This window comes from Bradyrhizobium oligotrophicum (assembly GCF_051168495.1).
Taxonomy (GTDB): domain Bacteria; phylum Pseudomonadota; class Alphaproteobacteria; order Rhizobiales; family Xanthobacteraceae; genus Bradyrhizobium; species Bradyrhizobium oligotrophicum_A.
On record NZ_JBNPVB010000006.1, the window covers coordinates 79,422 to 94,312 of the forward strand.

Genomic DNA, 14,891 nt, shown 5'->3' on the forward strand with positions numbered 1-14,891 from the left:
CGCAGGGCCCTTGACTGCCGTTTTGGGACGTCACGCGACCGCGGACCGGCAAGGGACTCATTACTTGCCGACATCTTCGCAAGCTGAACGAGAACTTAAATCAACAGTCATTCGAAGTATTAATTCGTTAATTGAGTGTTAACGCGTCAGATTACGGAATTTTCCGTGATGAACCGCACCAGTCCCAAGATGTTTCGATCCGAATGGAACAATTTTTACTGCCCCATTCGCGCCTCAATGGGCCACCAAACGGCGGCCGCCTCAACACCTGACGGGGGTCCACTGGCTGCAGAACGCAGCAATACTGTTTCGAGGGACTGATCCAGATGCTGAAACTGACGAACCTCTCGGCCGGCAAGATCGTCGGCTCACGTACCGCGCTCGCCGTTGCCGTCACGCTGATCATCGGCGGCACCTCCAACGAAGCCTCGGCCCGATCCAGGCATCACCATCATCATCATGCTCGCCACCACCATCACCACATGGCGCGCCAGGCCGCTCAACCGGCGGACTCCTTCGCGAACGGCTGGTCGTCTAACGGCTGGTCGTCCAACGGCTCGTCGTGGATGAATGCCAACGCGTCCGTGTCGCCGTCGTCGGGCACCGGCCGCAGCTTCTCCGGCATGGCGTCGTATTACGGCAACGAGTCCGGTAGCCGTACCGCCTCCGGCCAGCGCATGAACGCCAGCGCCATGACCTGCGCGCACCGCTCGCTGCCGTTCGGCACCAAGCTGCGCGTGACCCATGGCGGCAACAGCGTCATCGTCACCGTCAACGATCGCGGCCCGTTCATCCGCGGCCGGGTGCTCGACCTCTCGACCGGCGCAGCCCGCGCCATCGGCCTGACCCGCGCCGGCGTCGGCCGCGTCACCGCCGAGGTCGTGTCGTAAGGCACCTGCATCTATCCGCGCGTCATTGCGAGCGCAGCGAAGCAATCCAGGGGCCCGGTCGGGACTCTGGATTGCTTCGTCGCTTCGCTTCTCGCAATGACGGAGGAGAGAGCCTTACAGAAAACTCTGCGGGTCGACGTCGACCTCGAGCTTGAGGTTGCCCTTGGGCTTCTCGGCATGCGCCAGCCAGTGGCGCAGATAATCCGACAGATCGAAATTGCGCGCCGACTTCAGCAGCAGGCGGAAGCGATAGCGGCCCTTGATGACGGCGAGCGGCGCCTCGGCGGGGCCGAGCAGCAGCACGCCCTCCTCACGCGGCGCTGACGCCACCAAGCGACGCGCGAAGCCCTCCGCAGTCGGCCGGTCGCCGGCCGAGATGATCAGGCTGGCCAGCCGGCCGAACGGCGGATAGCCGGTGCGCTCGCGGGCGTCGATCTCGCTGGTGTAGAACGCTTCGCGGTCGCAGGCGACCAGCGCCTTCATGACGGGATGCTCGGGCTGGTGGGTCTGCAGATAGCCGCGTCCCCGGCCCTGCTCGCGCCCGGCACGGCCGATCACCTGGTTCAGGAGCTGCCAGGTGCGCTCTGCGGCGCGCGGATCGCCGTTGCCTAGGCCGAGATCGGCATCGACCACGCCGACCAGATTGAGCCGTGGGAAATTGTGCCCCTTGGCGACGAGCTGGGTGCCGATGATGAGGTCGACCTTGCCTTCGGCGATCTCGGTCAGTTCGGCACGCATGGTCTCGATCGAGGTGATGAGGTCGCTCGACAGCACCATGCTGCGCGCGTCCGGAAACAACGCCGCCGCCTCTTCCTGCAGCCGCTCCACACCGGGGCCGACCGCGACCAGCGATTCCTCGGCGGCGCAGTGCGGACAGGTGGGCGGACGCGACATCGAGAACCCGCAATGGTGGCAGACCAGGCGCTGGCGGAAACGGTGATCGACCAGCCAGGCGTCGCAGATGGTGCAGGCGAAGCGATGGCCGCAGGCGCGGCACAAGGTCAGCGGCGCATAGCCGCGGCGGTTCAGGAATAACAGCGCCTGCTCGCCGCGCTCGATTGCGGTGCGGATCTCGCCCGCCAGCCGGGGCGAGACGTAGCGGCCGCGCGGCGGCGGCTCGCGCCGGAGGTCGATGGCCTCGATATGCGGCATGTGCTGGCCGCCGAAGCGCGACGGCAGCGCCACGCGCTGGTAGCGGCCCTTGCGCGCATTGACCTCGGTCTCGACCGACGGCGTGGCGGACGCCAGCACCACCGGGAATTTGGCGATGTGGCCGCGCACCACCGTCATGTCGCGGGCGTGGTAATGCGCCCCCTCGTCCTGCTTGTAGGCTTGGTCGTGCTCCTCATCGACGATGATCAGGCCGAGATTGGCATAGGGCAGGAACAGCGCCGAGCGCGCGCCGACCACGACCGGCGCCTCGCCGGCGGCGATCGCCGCCCAGTTGCGCTGTCGGTTGCGCGGGGTCAGCTCGGAATGCCATTCCAGCGGACGCACGCCGAAGCGGCGCGCGAAGCGCTCGAGGAACTGGCCGGTCAGCGCGATCTCCGGCATCAGGATCAGCGACTGCCGGCCGCGCCGGACCGTCTCGGCGACGGCCTCGAAATAGACCTCGGTCTTGCCGGAGCCGGTGACGCCATCGAGCAGCGCCACCTGGAAGCCGCCATTGGCCGCGAGCGCCCGCATCGCCTCGACGCCGGCCTGCTGGGCGTCGAAGAACTCCGGCCGGGCGAAGTCGGGATCGGGCGCAGGCGGCGCCAGCACCCGCGGCATCGCCTCCACCGTCAGGGTGCCCTCGTCGACCAGGCCGTCGATCACGCCCGCCGACACGCCGACCTCGCGCGCCAGGTCCGACTTGCCGTGCAGCAGGCCGTCCGACACCGCCTCGATGACGCGGCGGCGTGACGGCGTCAGCCGCTTCGGCGGCTCACCGACCAGCCGGACACCGAGACGGACGCGCTCCGGCCCGAGATGCTCGCCCATGCGCAAGCACATCCGCAGCACCATGCCGCGCGGCGACAGCGTGTAATTGGCAACCCAGTCGACCAGCGAGCGCAGCTCGGGCTTCAGCGGCGGCACGTCGAGCTTCTCGCTGACGTCCTTGAGCCGGTTGTGCAGCCGCGGATCGGGATTGGCGTTCTCCGCCCACACCACCGCCAGCACCTCGCGCGGCCCGAGCGGCACGCCGACGACATCGCCGGGCTTCAGGTCCATGCCGCGCGGCACGCGATAGGAGTAGGTGTGGTCGAGCGCGACCGGAACCAGCACGTCGACCACGCCGGCCGTGCGGGCTGCACCTGGAAAGAGATCGGTCGGGCGGTCCATAAGGGCGGAGATAGCCTTGCTCGGATGGAAGCGAAAGCCGCCCGGCAAAGTTAGCGAACGGTAAAGGACGAGGATGCGATATATCTGACTCGACGAGACGAGATCGAGTTCGTTGCCGCACGGTTGGTGCGCGCCCTCGCCCCGCTCTTGCGGGGGAGGGTTGGAGTGAGGGGCAGCCGCACGGGTGATCAGCACCGTCCGCGCGGAGAGTCCCCCTCACCCGGATTGCATCTGACGATGCAATCCGACCTCTCCCCGCAAGCGGGGAGAGGCGCAAACCGAGTTCGCGACGATCGGCAACGGTTCACAGCGCCCATCCGTGGGCACGGACGCCATGTCAAAGCAAACACAGCCGACTCACGCGGACACAGACACTCACGCGGACACAGACGAAGAATCTCAGGCCCCCGACCTCCTCGGCGCCGACGAGGGGGTGGTGCGCGCGATGATGCAGTGGCTGGCGCATCTGCGTAGCGAGCGCCGGCTGTCGCCGAAGACGGTGGAGGCCTATGCGCGGGACCTGCGGCAGTGCCTGCAATTCCTCTGCACCCATTGGGGCGAGCCCGTCACGCTCGCGCGCTTCGCCGCGCTGGAGGCCGCCGACATCCGCGCCTTCATGGCGATGCGCCGCGCCGACGACATCGCCGGGCGCTCCCTGATGCGGACCTTGGCGGGCCTGCGTTCGTTCGGCCGCTTCCTGGAGCGCGAGGGCAAGGGCAAGGTCGGCGCGCTCTCAGGCATCCGCGCACCGAAGATCGCCAAGAGCCTGCCGAAGCCGCTGCCGATGGACGCCGCCAAGCGCCTTGCCGATGCCGACGAGCGCGCCGGCGAAGCGCGCGAGACCTGGGTGCTGGCGCGCGACGCCGCGGTGATGGCGCTGCTCTATGGCTCCGGTCTACGCATCTCCGAGGCGCTCGGCCTGAAGCGCCGCGAGGTGCCGCGCGCGGGTGAAGGCGACGTGCTGGTGGTGACCGGCAAGGGTAACAAGACCCGCATGGTGCCGGTGCTGCAGAACGTGCTGCAGCTGATCGACGAGTATGCCAAGCTCTGCCCTTATCCGCTGCCCGCGGAGGGACCGATGTTTCTCGGCGCTAAGGGCGGCCCGTTGAGCCCACGCATCATCCAGCTGGCGATGGAACGGCTGCGCGGCGCGCTCGGCCTGCCCGACAGCGCCACGCCGCACGCGCTGCGCCATTCCTTCGCGACGCATCTCTTGTCCCGCGGCGGCGACCTGCGCGCGATCCAGGAGCTGCTCGGCCACGCCTCGCTGTCGACCACCCAGATCTATACCGGCATCGATTCGGAGCGGCTGCTGCAGGTCTACGCGTCGGCGCATCCGCGGCGGTGACACCGTTCCGTCACATCGTTTCCCTTGCGCGACCATCGAGGTTCCGGCAATCGTTCTGCGCTTGATCCGGAGGGGAACAGATGGGCGCACATGAGAGCATGGAACATGCGGAGCACGCCGAGCACGCTTCGGGCTCGAACAAGAAGATCGCGTTGCTGATCTCGGTGATCGCGCTGTTCCTGGCGTTGTCGGAGACGCTCGGCAAGGGCGCGCAGACCGAATCGATCAGCAAGAACGTCGAGGCGTCGAATCTCTGGGCGTTCTTCCAGGCCAAGACGGTTCGCCGCACCGTGGTGCAGACCGCGGCCGAGCAGGGCAAGCTCAATTTGCCGGCGCTGCCCGACGAGGCGGCCAAGGCAAGCCTGCAGAAGCAGATCGACGATTGGCAGAAGAATGCCGCCCGTTACCGCTCGGAGCCGGAGACCGGCGAAGGCAGCGAGCAGCTCGCCGCACGTGCCAAGCATGCCGAGGAGGAGCGCGACCTCGCCACGGCGAAATATCACCACTACGAGCTCGCTTCGGCCGCGTTCCAGATCGGCATCGTGCTGGCGTCGGCGACGATCATTACCGGTATGCTGGTGCTGGCCTGGGCCTCGGGCGGCCTGGCGCTGATCGGCATCGCGATGACCGTGCTCGGCCTCGTTGAGCCGCACCTCCTGCATCTGCACTAAGGTCCATCGCGGCGTCATCCCGTCAGGATGAGCTTGATCGTTTTATCCCTGGCGCGGCGCGGTGATGCTCTCACCGCGCCTGCTGCACGCTGCGGCGGAAGCGCATGATGAGGCGCAGGACGCGTGCCGACCAGCCATCACCATTTCCGCCGATGATGTCGCGGATGCGCTGCTTGATCGGATCGACCAGGGCTGCGGCCTTCATGCGCAAGGCGAGCACGGCTTCATAGAGCCAGGCGAACCACGCCATCTGCAGCAGCTTGTTGCGCGTGACGTCGAAGATGAAGGCGGTGATACCGACGCCGACCATCTTGCCGAACACGATCGTGCCGAGCGCGAGCTTCCACTGATGATGCATCAACAGCCACATGCCGAGCAGCTTGAGCGGAAACAGCAGCAAGACCGGCACGATGAAGACGATCAGGGTCAGCGCGGGCGACAGCGTTTCGATCCGTGCCGCCAGCCAATGCTTCAATCTGCGCAACGGAATCGCGGCGACGATGCGCGCCACGATCGGCTCGAGATGGTCCCATAGCCACGCTTCGATCAGGAAGATGATCGCGAGCAGGACCCAGAACGGCTGAAGCAGGCGGCGCAGCATGGGACTTCATCTCGGCCCGGCCTCGGCGTCGAGGCCGCTATGACGATAGGACCTCGGACCTTGCCGTTTGGTTCAGGAGCGTCGGCGAGCCATTTTGTCGCGCCCGCCGATCCTGGCCTGGATCACATATGGATGGCGCGCTTGGCCACCGCAAGCGCGGCCTCCTTGACGGCCTCCGACCGCGTCGGATGCGCGTGGCAGGTGCGCGCCAGATCCTCGGCAGAGCCACCGAACTCCATCAATACGGCAGCTTCGTGAATCATCTCACCGGCCTCGCGGCCGATGATGTGCGCGCCGAGCACACGATCGGTCTTCGCATCTGCGAGGATCTTCACGAAACCGTCAGTGGTCTGGTTGACCTTGGAGCGGCCGTTCGCGGTAAACGGAAACTTGCCGACGGTATAGGCGACGCCGGCCTGCTTGAGTTCGTCCTCGGTCTTGCCGACGGAAGCAACCTCGGGGGTGGTGTAGACCACGCCGGGGATGACGTCGTAGTTCACGTGCCCGGCCTGGCCGGCCAGGATCTCGGCGACGGCGACGCCTTCGTCCTCGGCCTTGTGCGCCAGCATCGGCCCCGCGACGACGTCGCCGATGGCATAGACGCCCGGCACGCTGGTCGCGAAATGATGATCGATCTGCACGCGGCGGCGATTGTCCAGCACCACGCCCGCCTCCTGCAGGCCGAGACCGTCGGTGTAGGGCACGCGGCCGATCGCCACGAGCACGACATCGGCTTCGATCTTTTCCGCGGCGCCGCCGGCGGCCGGCTCGATCGTGGCGGAGAGCGTGGCGCCTGAGGTGTCGACGCCGGTGACCTTGGCGCCGAGCTTGAACGCAAAGCCCTGCTTCTCGAGGATGCGCTGGAACTGCTTGGCGATCTCCAGGTCCATGCCGGGCAGGATGCGGTCGAGGAATTCGACCACCGTGACCTTGGCGCCGAGGCGGCGCCACACCGAGCCGAGTTCGAGGCCGATCACACCGGCGCCGACCACGAGCAGGCTCGACGGCACCTTGTCGAGCGACAGCGCGCCAGTCGAGGACACGATGCGCGTCTCGTCGATCTCGATGCCCTTCAGGCGCGCGATGTCCGAGCCGGTCGCGATCACGATGTTCTTGGTCTCGACGGTCTGCGCGGCGCCGTCATTGCCCGTGACCTGCACCTTGCCGGTGCCGAGCACCTTGCCCTTGCCGACGAGCACGTCGATCTTGTTCTTCTTCATCAGGAACTCGACGCCCTTGACGTTGCCGTCGATGCCCTGCTGCTTGAAGTTCATCATCGCCGGCAGATCGACCTCGGGCTGGGAGACCTTGATGCCCATCTTGGCGAAGGAGTGCCCGGCCTCCTCGAACAGTTCGGAGGCGTGCAGCAGTGCCTTCGACGGCATGCAGCCGACGTTCAAACAGGTGCCGCCGAGGGTCGCGTTCTTCTCGACCACGGCCACCTTCATGCCGAGCTGCGCCGCGCGGATGGCGCAGACATACCCACCGGGTCCGGTGCCGATGACGACGAGATCGTAAGATGCCATGATCGAATGTTCCGTAAGCTTGCAGTCAAAGATGACGACGGTCGTCAGCGTCCGCCCGACACGTCGAGAATGGCCGAAGTGACGTAGGAGGCCTCGTCCGACAGCAGCCAGACGATGGCATTGGCGATCTCCTCCGCGGTGCCGACACGCTTCATCGGCACCTGAGGAGCAAGGCGGTGGGCGCGATCGGGCTCGCCGCCAGAGGCGTGAATGTCGGTGTCGATCAGGCCCGGCCTGATAGCAGCGACGCGAATGCCCTCGTTCGCGACCTCGTGACCGAGGCCGACGGTGAAGGAATCGATCGCGCCCTTCGAGGCGGCGTAGTCGACATAGGTGTTGGGCGAGCCGAGCTTGGCCGCCACCGACGACAGGTTGATGATGACGCCGCCCTGGCCGCCGTGGCGCGTCGACATCCGCTTCACGGCCTCACGCGCGCACAGGATGCTGCCGGTGACATTGACCGCCATCATGCGCTGGATGCGTTCGGCGCTCATTTCGTCGACCCGGGAGGTGGGTCCGACGATGCCGGCATTGTTGATCAGCGCGCCGAGGGAGCCGAACTTGTCGGCCGCCTTGAACAGCGCAAGGATGTCGTGCTCGCTTCCGACGTCGCATCTGACCGCGACGGCCTTGCCGTTGCTGGCCTCGATGGCGGCCACCGTGCTGTGCGCCGCCGCCTCGTTGGAGGCATAGCCGACCACGATCTTGAAGCCGCGCGATGCGGCGGCGATCGCGGTGGCGCGGCCGATGCCGCGGCTGCCGCCGGTGATCACTGCAACTCGATCGGTCATGATGGCCCCCGTTAGGTTTGAGGCGCGCTTTCGGCGCGCCTCGCGAGCATCAGAGATGAGGTGGGTCAGAGATCCAGCACGAGCCGTGCCGGATCCTCCAGGCTCTCCTTGACGCGCACCAGGAAGGTCACCGCTTCCTTGCCGTCAATCACACGATGGTCGTAGGACAGCGCCAGATACATCATCGGCCGCACCTCGATCTTGCCGCCGACCACGACCGGCCGCTCCTGGATCTTGTGCATGCCGAGAATGCCGGACTGCGGCGCGTTCAGGATCGGCGTCGACATCAGCGAGCCATAGATGCCGCCATTGGTGATCGTGAAGGTGCCGCCCTGCATCTCGTCGATCTTGAGCTGGCCGTCACGGGCGCGGCGGCCGAAATCGGCAATGCCCTTCTCGATGTCGGCGATCGACTTGTGGTCGCAGTCGCGCACGACCGGCACGACCAGGCCCTTGTCGGTGCCGACGGCGACGCCGATGTGGTAGTAGTTCTTGTAGATCAGGTCGGAGCCGTCGATCTCGGCGTTGACGGCCGGGATGTCCTTCAGCCCCTGCACGACGGCCTTGGTGAAGAAGCCCATGAAGCCGAGCTTCGAGCCGTGCTTCTTCTCGAACACGTCCTTGTACTGGCTGCGCAACGCCATCACGTGGGTCATGTCGACCTCGTTGAAGGTCGTGAGCATCGCGGCGGTGTTCTGCACGTCCTTGAGGCGGCGCGCGATGGTCTGGCGCAGCCGCGTCATCTTCACCCGCTCCTCGCGCGCGGCGTCGTCGGCCGGCGACGGCGCACGGACCTGAACGGCAGCGGCCGGCTGATTGACCGGGGTCGGGGCGGACGCGGCGCGCTCGATCGCGGCCAGCATGTCGCCCTTGGTGACGCGGCCGTCCTTGCCGGAGCCCGGCACGGTGGTGGCGTCGACACCGCTCTCGGCCGAGAGCTTGCGCACCGACGGGGCCTGCGGCGTATCGGCGGGCAGCGCCTTGGCCGGAGCCGGTGCGGCCGCGGGCGGCGCAGCCGAGGCAACGGGCTTGGCCGGGGCCGGAGCCGCGGCCGGCTTGGCGGCGGCGGCACCGTCATTGATCTGGCCGAGCAGCGCGCCCACGGCGACGGTCTCGCCGTCCTTGGCGACGATCTCGCCCAAGGTGCCCGCCGACGGTGCCGGCACCTCGATCGTCACCTTGTCGGTCTCGAGCTCGACGAGCGGCTCGTCGACCGCGACCGCGTCGCCAGCCTTCTTGAACCAGCGGCCGATGGTGGCTTCGGTGACGGATTCACCGAGCGTCGGAACGCGAATTTCAGTCATGGTCTCTATCCTCAATAACCCGTGCGGTCATAAAGCCCGTCCGCCATCGCCTTGCGGCGCGCAAGCGATGCGGGGCGGGACGATCAACGCGGTGTACTTGCGCCCCGCATGGCTTGCGGGGCGCGTCAAAGGCAGGTTCAGTTCAACGCTTCGTCGAGCAGCGCCTTCAGTTGCGCGAGGTGCTTCGACATCAGGCCCGTGGCGGTCGCGGCGGACGCAGCGCGGCCGGCATAGCGCGGACGCTTGCTCTTACCGCCGGTCTGGTTCAGCACCCACTCGATATACGGCTCTATGAAGTGCCAAGCGCCCATGTTGCGCGGCTCTTCCTGGCACCACACCACTTCGGCGTTCTTGAAGCGGCCGAGTTCGGCCACCAGCGCCTTGAGCGGCACCGGATAGAGCTGCTCGATCCGCATCAAATAGACGTCGTTCAGCCCGCGCTTCTCGCGCTCGTCGTAGAGGTCGTAATAGACCTTGCCCGAGCACAGCACGATGCGGCGGATCTGGTCGTCCGGCACCAGCCTGGTCTTGTCGTCCGCCTGCATCTGGGCGTCGTCGTACAGGATGCGGTGGAACGTCGTGCCCTTGGCCAGATCCTCGAGCCGCGACACCGCGCGCTTGTGGCGCAGCAACGACTTCGGCGTCATCACGATCAGCGGCTTGCGGATCTCGCGATGCAGCTGCCGGCGCAGCACGTGGAAGTAGTTCGCCGGCGTGGTCGGATAGACCACCTGCATGTTGTCCTCGGCGCACATCTGCAGATAGCGCTCGAGGCGGGCGGAGGAGTGCTCCGGACCCTGGCCTTCATAGCCGTGCGGCAGCAGGCAGACCAGGCCGGACATGCGCAGCCATTTGCGCTCGCCCGACGAGATGAACTGGTCGAACAGCACCTGGGCGCCGTTGGCGAAGTCGCCGAACTGCGCCTCCCACAAGGTCAGCGCGGTCGGCTCGGCGAGCGAGTAGCCGTATTCGAAGCCGAGCACGGCTTCTTCCGACAGCAGCGAGTTGATGACCTCGAAGTGGCCCTGCTCGCCCGCCAGATGGTTGAACGGCGTGTAGCGGCTCTCGTCCTCCTGATCGATCAGGACGGAGTGGCGCTGCGAGAAGGTGCCGCGTTCGCTGTCCTGGCCGGAGAGACGAACCTTGTGGCCTTCGAGCAGCAGCGAGCAATACGCCAGCGCCTCGCCGGTCGCCCAGTCGAGTCCGATGCCGCTGTCGATCGCCTTGGCGCGGTTCTCGAGGAAGCGCTGGATCGTCCGGTGCACGCGGAAGCCGTCGGGCACCTTGGTGATCTTGCGGCCGATCTCCTTGAGGCGGTCGAGCTCGACGCCGGTGACGCCGCGCCGCGCTTCTTCCTCCTGGTCGGCGGACTTGAACCCGGCCCACTTGCCGTCGAGCCAGTCGGCCTTGTTCGGGCGATAGGAAGTGCCGGCCTCGAACTCGGCATCCAGACGGGCGCGCCAGTCGGCCTTGGCCTTCTCGACCTCGCCCTCGGTCATGACGGCTTCGGCGACCAGGCGCTTGGAGTAGATCTCCAGAGTCGACGCATGGGCGCCGATCTTCTTGTACATCACCGGCTGAGTAAAGGCGGGCTCGTCGCCCTCGTTATGGCCATGCCTGCGGTAGCAGAACATGTCGATCACGACCGGCTTGTGGAATTTCTGCCGGAACTCGATCGCCACCTTGGCCGCGAACACCACGGCTTCCGGATCGTCGCCGTTGACGTGGAAGATCGGCGCATCGATCATCTTGGCGACGTCGGACGGATAGGGCGACGAGCGCGAATAGCGCGGATAGGTCGTGAAGCCGATCTGGTTGTTGACGATGAAATGAATCGAGCCACCAGTCCGGTAGCCCTTCAAGTCGGACAGCGCGAAACACTCGGCCACGACGCCCTGTCCGGCGAACGCGGCGTCGCCATGCATCAGCAGCGGCAGCACCGAGATGCGCATATCCGGCGGATCGCCATGCTGGTCCTGCTTGGCGCGGACCTTGCCGAGCACCACGGGGTCGACGATCTCGAGATGCGACGGGTTGGCGGTCAGCGACAGATGGATGCGGTTGCCGTCGAACTCGCGGTCCGAGGAGGCGCCGAGGTGGTACTTGACGTCGCCGGAGCCTTCGACCGCGTCGGGATTGGCCGAGCCGCCCTTGAACTCGTGAAACAGCGCCCGGTGCGGCTTGCCCATCACCTGGGTCAGCACGTTGAGGCGGCCGCGATGCGGCATGCCCAGCACGATCTCCTTCACGCCGAGATTGCCGCCGCGCTTGATGATCTGCTCCAGCGCCGGAATCAGCGACTCGCCGCCGTCCAGACCGAAGCGCTTGGTGCCGGTGAACTTGACGTCGCAGAACTTCTCGAAGCCTTCGGATTCGATCAGCTTCTGCAGGATGGCGCGGCGTCCCTCGCGGGTGAACGAGATTTCCTTGTCCGGCCCCTCGATGCGCTCCTGAATCCACGCCTTCTGCGCCGCGTTCGTGATGTGCATGAACTCGACGCCGAGCGTCTGGCAGTAGGTGCGCTCGCAGATCGCGACGATTTCGCGCAGCGAGCCGTATTCGAGGCCCAGCACGTGATCGAGGAAGATCTTGCGGTCGTAATCGGCCTCGGTGAAGCCATAGGAGCGCGGATCGAGCTCCTCGCGGTTGCGCGGCGCCTCGATGCCGAGCGGATCGAGCTTGGCGTGGAAGTGGCCACGCATGCGGTAGGCGCGAATCAGCATCAACGCGCGGACGGAGTCGCGGGTGGCCTGGTTGACGTCGGCCGCAGACAGTTCGACGCCCTTGGTCTGCGCCTTCTGGGCGATCTTGTCGCCGACCTTCTTCTCGACCACGGCCCAGTTGCCGTCTAGCGCCGAGGTCAGTTCGTCGCGCGGGGAGACCGGCCAGTTGCTGCGCGCCCAGGAGGGGCCCGACGCATTCTTCTGCACGTCGGCCGGCGCGTCCTTCAGGCTCTTGAAGAACTCCTGCCACTCCGGATCGACCGAGGCGGGATCCTTCTCGTAGCGGGCGTAGATCTCATCGATGTAGGTGGCATTGGTGCCCTGCAGAAAAGACGACAGGGCAAAGGCGGCGTTCGCATCTTGGCGAGACATGGTAGGCGTCCTGGTAATTTCGCTGCGCCCAATCAAAACGGCGCAATGCCTGACCCGCTGACAAAGCGGATCAGGTTCGGGTTAGGACCGTTTACCTTATTTATTGTAAATATTCGCGCCGAAAAGCACTAAGCCCTGAATCAGGATTTCAACTTTTCGACAAGCGTCTTACCGAGGCGCGCGGGCGACGGTGACACGGTGATACCGGCCGCTTCCATCGCCGCGGTCTTCGATCCGGCATCGCCCTTGCCGCCGGAGATGATCGCGCCGGCATGGCCCATGCGGCGGCCGGGAGGCGCGGTGACGCCCGCGATGAACCCGACCATCGGTTTCTTGCGGCCGCGCTTGGCTTCGTCCTTGATGAACTGCGCCGCGTCCTCCTCGGCCGAGCCGCCGATCTCGCCGATCATGATGATCGAGGTGGTCTTTGGGTCGGCCAGGAACATCTCGAGCATGTCGATGAACTCGGTGCCCTTGACCGGGTCGCCGCCGATGCCGACCGCGGTGGTCTGGCCGAGGCCCTCCGACGTGGTCTGGAACACCGCCTCATAGGTCAGCGTGCCCGAGCGCGAAACGATGCCGACCGAGCCGGGCTTGAAGATGTTGGCCGGCATGATGCCGATCTTGCACTCGCCGGCGGTCATGACGCCCGGGCAGTTCGGCCCGATCAGGCGCGACTTGGAGCCCTGCAGCGAGCGCTTCACCCGGACCATGTCGAGCACCGGGATGCCCTCGGTGATGCAGACGATCAGCGGGACCTCGGCATCGATGGCCTCGCAGATCGCGTCCGCGGCGCCCGGCGGCGGCACGTAGATCACCGACGCGTCGGCGCCGGTGGCCTCGCGGGCCTCTTTGACGGTGTCGAAGACCGGCAGGCCGAGATGGGTGGAGCCGCCCTTTCCGGGCGAGGTGCCGCCGACCATCTTGGTGCCATAGGCGACCGCCGCCTCGGAGTGGAAGGTGCCGTTCTTGCCAGTGAAGCCCTGGCAGATGACCTTGGTGTTCTTGTCGATGAGGATGGACATCGTGCGTTCTCTAAAGCGGTTGGGGTGAGGAATGGGCGAGCGCCTGAAACGGCGCTCAGCCTCCCTTGACGGCCTTGACGATCTTCTGCGCGGCGTCGTCGAGATTGTCGGCGGGCAGCACGTTGAGGCCGGACTCGCTGATGATCTTCTTGCCGAGATCGACATTGGTGCCTTCGAGGCGCACCACCAGCGGCACCTTGAGACCCACTTCCTTGACCGCAGCCACCACGCCCTCGGCGATGACATCGCACTTCATGATGCCGCCGAAGATGTTGACCAGGATGCCCTTCACGTTCGGATCGGCGGTGATGATCTTGAACGCCGCCGCCACCTTCTCCTTGCTGGCACCGCCGCCGACGTCGAGGAAGTTCGCCGGCTCCATGCCGTAGAGCTTGATGATGTCCATCGTCGCCATCGCGAGCCCGGCGCCGTTGACCATGCAGCCGATGGTGCCGTCGAGCGCGACGTAGTTGAGGTCGTACTTCGAGGCCTCGATCTCCTTGGCGTCTTCCTCGGTCTCGTCGCGCAGCGCCACGACCTCGGGGTGCTTGAACAGCGCGTTGGAGTCGAACGACACCTTGGCGTCGAGCACGCGGAGCTGGCCCTGCTTGGTCACGACCAGCGGGTTGATCTCCAGCATCGCCATGTCCTTGGCGACGAACGCGGTGTAGAGCTGGATGGTCAGCTTCTCGGCCTGCTTGGCGAGATCGCCCGACAGCTTCAGCGCCTTGGCGACGGCGCGGCCATGATGCGGCAGGACGCCGGTGGCCGGATCGACCGAGAAGGTGATGATCTTCTCAGGCGTGCTGTGGGCAACGTCCTCGATGTTCACGCCGCCTTCGGTCGACACCACGAAGGCGACCTTCGAGGTCTCGCGATCGACCAGCAGGGAGAGATAGAACTCCTTGTCGATGTCCGAGCCGTCCTCAATGTAGAGGCGGTTGACCTGCTTGCCGTCCGGGCCGGTCTGCACGGTCACCAGCGTCGCGCCCAGCATCTGCTTGGCGAACGCGTTGACCTCGTCGATCGACTTGGCGAGGCGGACGCCGCCCTTGTCGCCGGCCGAGGCCTCCTTGAACTTGCCCTTGCCACGGCCGCCGGCGTGGATCTGGCTCTTCACGACCCAGACCGGGCCGCCCAGCGTCTTCGCCGCGGCATCCGAATCCTCGGGACGGAGGACCGGCACGCCCTTGGAAATCGGCACGCCGAACTCATGCAGCAGTGCCTTGGCCTGATATTCGTGAATGTTCATAAGCGTTTGCTCCCCGAACCCGCGATGGGGTGACGTCTGGAATCCTTCCCAGGACGTCTGGTA

11 protein-coding genes are annotated in these 14,891 nt (G+C 66.2%); 3 read left to right on the top strand and 8 right to left on the bottom strand.

Going from position 1 to position 14,891, the window contains the following annotated elements; translation table 11 throughout:
- Nucleotides 1-326 precede the first annotated feature (326 nt).
- Nucleotides 327-890, top strand: a complete 564-nt coding sequence (locus ACQR1B_RS13915) for a septal ring lytic transglycosylase RlpA family protein (protein ID WP_434832971.1) — start codon at nt 327-329, stop codon at nt 888-890.
- Between the two features lie 114 nt (nt 891-1,004).
- Here the strand turns inward: ACQR1B_RS13915 and ACQR1B_RS13920 are convergent, their stop codons facing one another.
- Nucleotides 1,005-3,215: a primosomal protein N' gene (locus tag ACQR1B_RS13920; protein ID WP_434832972.1), complete on the bottom strand. Its 2,211-nt coding sequence runs from the start codon at nt 3,213-3,215 to the stop codon at nt 1,005-1,007.
- A gap of 445 nt (nt 3,216-3,660) precedes the next feature.
- On the opposite strand from ACQR1B_RS13920, the gene ACQR1B_RS13925 reads away from it, so the two are divergent.
- Nucleotides 3,661-4,563 carry a tyrosine recombinase XerC gene (locus ACQR1B_RS13925; protein ID WP_434833130.1) on the top strand — a complete coding sequence of 301 codons (903 nt, stop codon included), beginning with the start codon at nt 3,661-3,663 and terminating at the stop codon, nt 4,561-4,563.
- Between the two features lie 80 nt (nt 4,564-4,643).
- Complete coding sequence (locus ACQR1B_RS13930) at nt 4,644-5,234, top strand: DUF4337 domain-containing protein (protein WP_434832973.1); 591 nt, start codon at nt 4,644-4,646, stop codon at nt 5,232-5,234.
- Between the two features lie 70 nt (nt 5,235-5,304).
- On the opposite strand, the gene ACQR1B_RS13935 is transcribed toward ACQR1B_RS13930, so the two are convergent.
- From ACQR1B_RS13935 to sucC, 7 genes are all read right to left on the bottom strand, one after another.
- Nucleotides 5,305-5,835 (bottom strand): hypothetical protein, encoded by a 531-nt coding sequence (locus ACQR1B_RS13935; RefSeq protein ID WP_434832974.1) that lies wholly within the window; start codon nt 5,833-5,835, stop codon nt 5,305-5,307.
- Nucleotides 5,836-5,957: 122 nt separating this feature from the next.
- A complete protein-coding gene (gene lpdA / locus ACQR1B_RS13940) occupies nt 5,958-7,361 on the bottom strand; it encodes a dihydrolipoyl dehydrogenase (RefSeq protein WP_434832975.1) in 1,404 nt (467 codons plus the stop codon).
- A 44-nt stretch (nt 7,362-7,405) separates the two neighbouring features.
- On the bottom strand, nt 7,406-8,152 hold the full coding sequence (locus ACQR1B_RS13945) for an SDR family oxidoreductase (protein ID WP_434832976.1): 747 nt from the start codon (nt 8,150-8,152) through the stop codon (nt 7,406-7,408).
- A 65-nt stretch (nt 8,153-8,217) separates the two neighbouring features.
- Nucleotides 8,218-9,456 carry a 2-oxoglutarate dehydrogenase complex dihydrolipoyllysine-residue succinyltransferase gene (gene odhB, locus ACQR1B_RS13950; protein ID WP_434832977.1) on the bottom strand — a complete coding sequence of 413 codons (1,239 nt, stop codon included), beginning with the start codon at nt 9,454-9,456 and terminating at the stop codon, nt 8,218-8,220.
- 137 nt (nt 9,457-9,593) lie between these two features.
- Nucleotides 9,594-12,551: a 2-oxoglutarate dehydrogenase E1 component gene (locus tag ACQR1B_RS13955; RefSeq protein WP_434832978.1), complete on the bottom strand. Its 2,958-nt coding sequence runs from the start codon at nt 12,549-12,551 to the stop codon at nt 9,594-9,596.
- Nucleotides 12,552-12,691: 140 nt separating this feature from the next.
- Complete coding sequence (gene sucD / locus ACQR1B_RS13960; RefSeq protein ID WP_434832979.1) at nt 12,692-13,576, bottom strand: succinate--CoA ligase subunit alpha; 885 nt, start codon at nt 13,574-13,576, stop codon at nt 12,692-12,694.
- 55 nt (nt 13,577-13,631) lie between these two features.
- Complete coding sequence (gene sucC / locus ACQR1B_RS13965; RefSeq protein ID WP_434832980.1) at nt 13,632-14,828, bottom strand: ADP-forming succinate--CoA ligase subunit beta; 1,197 nt, start codon at nt 14,826-14,828, stop codon at nt 13,632-13,634.
- Nucleotides 14,829-14,891 lie beyond the last annotated feature (63 nt).